This window comes from Pseudomonas onubensis, from assembly GCF_965653655.1.
Taxonomy (GTDB): domain Bacteria; phylum Pseudomonadota; class Gammaproteobacteria; order Pseudomonadales; family Pseudomonadaceae; genus Aquipseudomonas.
In genome coordinates this window covers 1-3,923 of sequence record NZ_CBFHAZ010000185.1, presented here as the reverse complement: position 1 = coordinate 3,923, position 3,923 = coordinate 1, and the positions used below count along the sequence as shown (strand labels likewise).

General features: G+C 60.5%; 2 protein-coding genes. Both read right to left on the bottom strand.

Going from position 1 to position 3,923, the window contains the following annotated elements:
- Positions 1–83: 83 nt before the first annotated feature.
- Positions 84–731, bottom strand: a complete 648-nt coding sequence (gene msrA, locus ACTD9P_RS29375; protein ID WP_438870386.1) for a peptide-methionine (S)-S-oxide reductase MsrA — start codon at positions 729–731, stop codon at positions 84–86.
- A gap of 72 nt (positions 732–803) precedes the next feature.
- Positions 804–3,497, bottom strand: coding sequence for a putative bifunctional diguanylate cyclase/phosphodiesterase (locus ACTD9P_RS29370; RefSeq protein ID WP_438870385.1), 2,694 nt, complete (start codon positions 3,495–3,497; stop codon positions 804–806).
- Between the last annotated feature and the right edge of the window lie 426 nt (positions 3,498–3,923).

Genomic DNA, 3,923 nt, shown 5'->3' with positions numbered 1-3,923 from the left:
GCGGTACATCAGTCACACATGTGTTGACTGACCCACCGCATTCGCGAGCAAGCCCGCTCCCACATTTTTTTTCTGCGCTGTGCTTAGATCGGGCAGGTCACGCCGGTACCGCCGATTCCGCAATAGCCTTGCGGGTTCTTCGCCAGGTACTGCTGGTGGTACGCCTCGGCGAAATACACCGTCGGGGCTTCTTCGATTTCCGTGGTGATCACACCCAGGCCCGCCTTGGTCAACTCCGCCTGATAGGCATCGGCGCTGGCCTTGGCCGCCTCCAGATGCTCAGGTTTCACCGCGTAGATCACCGAGCGGTATTGGGTGCCGATATCGTTGCCCTGGCGCATGCCCTGGGTCGGGTTGTGCAATTCCCAGAACATTTTCAGCAATTTTTCATAGCTGATCTTGTCCTGGTCAAACACAACCAGTACCACTTCGCTGTGGCCGGTGAGGCCCGAGCAGACTTCTTCGTAGGTCGGGTTCGGCGTGTAGCCGCCGGCGTAACCGACCACGGTGCTGACCACGCCGTCGTGCTGCCAGAACCGTCGTTCCGCACCCCAGAAGCACCCGAGGCCGAAGATCGCGAACTCCACGTTGTCGACAAAGGGGCCCAGCAGCGGGTTGCCGTTGACGAAGTGAGTTTCTGGCAGGTTCATCGGCGTTTCACGGCCAGGCAAAGCTTGTTCTTGAGTCGGCAGCACGTTTTTGTTCACCAGAATTTCCGAGCGCAAGGCCATGATCAGTCCTCTCAGTCAGATTGAGTTATGTATTAAGACAGACCGCCAGTGTGCCCGAGTGTTACAGCGCTGTCAGGCGATTGGCCCGCGCGGGTAGCGTTTAAGCTTTTCCAGCAGCTCTGCGCCGGGGATCGGCCGGTCGAACAGGTAACCCTGGCCCACATCGCAGCGGTGGCGGCGCAGGAACGCCAACTGTTCGGCCGTCTCGATGCCCTCGGCCACCACCTTGAGCTTGAGGTTGTGGGCCATGGCGATGACCGCCGAGGTGATTTCCATGTCGTCCTGGTTGTCCGGGATTTCGTGGATAAAGCTGCGATCGATCTTGATGATGTCGATAGGGAATTTTTTCAGGTAGCTCAGCGACGAGTAACCGGTGCCGAAGTCGTCCATGGCCAGGGTCAGGCCGAAGCTCTTCAACTGGTCCAGTTGCAGGCGCGTGTCTTCGGTGGCTTCCAGCAGCAAGCCCTCGGTCAGCTCCAGCTCCAGCAGGTTGGCCGGCAGTTGTTCTTCCTTGAGGATGGTGGCGATCGACGCCACCAGGTCCGGGTCGGAGAACTGCTTGGGCGACAGGTTGATTGCCACCTGCAGATTCCCCATGCCGCCTGCGCTCAACTGCTTGCTCATGCGGCAGGCCTGGCGCGCGATCCATTTGCCGATGGGGATGATCAACCCGGTTTCTTCGGCCACGCTGATGAACTGGTCGGGGCGGATCATGCCCTTTTCCGGGTGGTTCCAGCGCAGCAGCGCTTCCATGCCCAGCAAGCGGCCGCTGCGCAGGCACAGCTTGGGCTGGTAGAACACGTCCAGCTCGTTTTGGGTCAGGGCGCGGCGCAGGTTGTTTTCCACGAACAGCTTGTAACTGGCTTCGGCATTCAACGCCTCGGTGAAGACCTGCACCTGATGCTTGCCGTTGGCCTTGGCCTTGTGCAGCGCCAAGCCGGCGTTACGCATCAGGGTTTGCGGGTCGCGGCCGTGCAGCGGCGCGCAGGCCAGGCCCACGGAGCCGGTGACGCTGATCAACTGGTTGTCGACGAACATCGGCTTGTCGAGGGTGGTCAGCAATTGGCTGGCCACCTGTTGGCCGGTCTCAAGGTCGGTGTCGTCCAGCAACACCGCAAATTCGTTACTGGCAAACCGCGCTAGGCTGCCGCCAGCACTCAGGCTGTTGCGCAGGCGCCGGGCCAGGCTGATCAGCAGTTTGTCACCGGTCTGGTGGCCGAGGCTGTCGTTGATCCGCTTGAAGTTGTCGATGTCCACCAGCAGCAGGCTGATCGGGCTGTCGCTGTCTCGGGCGAAGCGTTCATCAAGGTTGCGGATAAACGCCGGGCGGTTGCCCAGGTTGGTCAGGTTGTCGGTGTAGGCCAGGCGCTCGATACGCTGCTGCGCGAGCTTGGTCTGGGTGATGTCTTCGTAGATGCCGATGTAGTGGGTCAACTCACGGTTGTCGCCATACACCTTGGAGATCGACAGCTGGCCCCAATAGGGTTCCAGGTTTTTGCGCCGGCTCTTGAACTCGCCTTGCCAGCTGTTGCTCTTGGCCAGGCTCGACGGTGCGTCGAACAGCAGCTCACTGAGGTTTTCCAGGGCCGGCAACTGCGCCAGGCGATGGCCGTGGACTTCTTCGGCGCTGTACTGGGTGATCGCGGTAAAGCTTGGGTTGACGTACTCCACCACGCCGTCGCAATTGACCAGCAAAAACGCGTTGGCGCTTTGCTCGACTGCACGCTGGAACAAGTGCAGGGCGCTGGTGGCGGTGCGGCGGTTGTGGTTGTTGATCACTTGCGCAAACTGGTCTGCCAATTCACCGGCAAAGGCGATCTCATCCGACTGCCAGGCACGCGAGCTGCCACTTTGCTCCAGGCACAACACACCGACCACCTGGCCATCCACGCGGATACTGGCGTCGAGCATGGCGTGGACATCCTTGGCGCGCAGGCTCTCGGCCATTTCCCGGGTGCGCGGGTCGCGCATCGCGTGGGTGGCGTCAATGGCGCGGCTTGAATGCAGGGCTTCGAGGTAATCCGGGAAGCCGCTGGCGTCAATCGCTTCGGGCAAGTGGTGCTGCTGGTCGTCGCGGTGGTAGGCCGAGATCGGCACCAGGCGCTGGCCTTCGAGGTTCCAGATGCTGGCGCAGTCGATCTGGTAGATATCGCAGGCACTGCGAGTGATCAACTCGGCGGCTTCTTGCAGCGAATTCGGCGTGGTGTAGCGCTGGCGCGCCAGCAGCAGGATCAGCTCCTGTTGGGCGCGTACCCGTTCAAGGTGTTGCAGCTGTTCCTGCTGGGCACGCTGGTTGAGCTCCAGGGCGATCTGCAGACGGCTGTTCTGGTTTTCCAGGTCGGCGGTCGGGGCGGCGGCGGGGATTTCGCTGAACAGGCCGTCGACCACCATCAGGTAGCCGCGCAACAGGTGGCGATTGTGTTGTTTATACGCCTCGCCCATTTCCAGCAGGCTCAAAGGCCCGTCGTTGGTGTGCAGGGTGTAGCGCACCAGGTAATGCGGGCTATGGGCCAGTTGCTGCTGGATGGTGTCGTGCAGTTGATAGCGCGCCAGGGGTTCCATCAGGCTGGCATAAGGGCTGCCGATCAAGGCACACAGTTCCACCGCCGGCAGGCCGAATTGGCGCTCGCAATTGGGGTCCAGGTACAAAAGCGCCCAGCTTGCCTCATTAAGCCGCTCGAAACGCAGCATACCGAGGCGCGAAGGCACCGGTAATTGCGTCACTACCTCGGCCGCCATACGGGCGACATCGGGTTGGCTTTTCATGGGGGAAACTCGCTTGGGAAGATGCGCACGGCGCCGGGCTCACGCCCTCTTTACTGTCACCTGCGGCAAGGTTGCATCATGCAGCACGCACTGACAAGAGAGGATGAAGGCTAAGTGCTATATGTGTGTTATCGGCCGCGAAGGGGATTTCTGCAATCGGGGTGATGGAAGGCTCACTGATGTAGATACAGGGCTGGCATGTGTGGCGAGCAAGCTTGCTTGCGCTGGGGTGCGAAGCGCCCCCAAAAATGCCTGCGACTGCTACGCAGCCGAGCGGGAGCAAGCTCCCTCGCCACAAAAGCCACAAAAAAAAGGTTCTTCACGGAATCCCGGGAAACACAGAAACAAGAACGCCGATTTGGTTGATGATGTTCGTGCGAGCAAACACATCTAACAAACCGGCGTTCTTATGCGTGATATTAATAC

What these genes read in the sequence shown, in the direction of transcription:
- msrA (WP_438870386.1), bottom strand. Translation starts at nt 731, where the DNA reads ATGGCCTTGCGCTCGGAAATTCTGGTGAACAAAAACGTGCTGCCGACT.
- ACTD9P_RS29370 (WP_438870385.1), bottom strand. Translation starts at nt 3,497, where the DNA reads ATGAAAAGCCAACCCGATGTCGCCCGTATGGCGGCCGAGGTAGTGACG.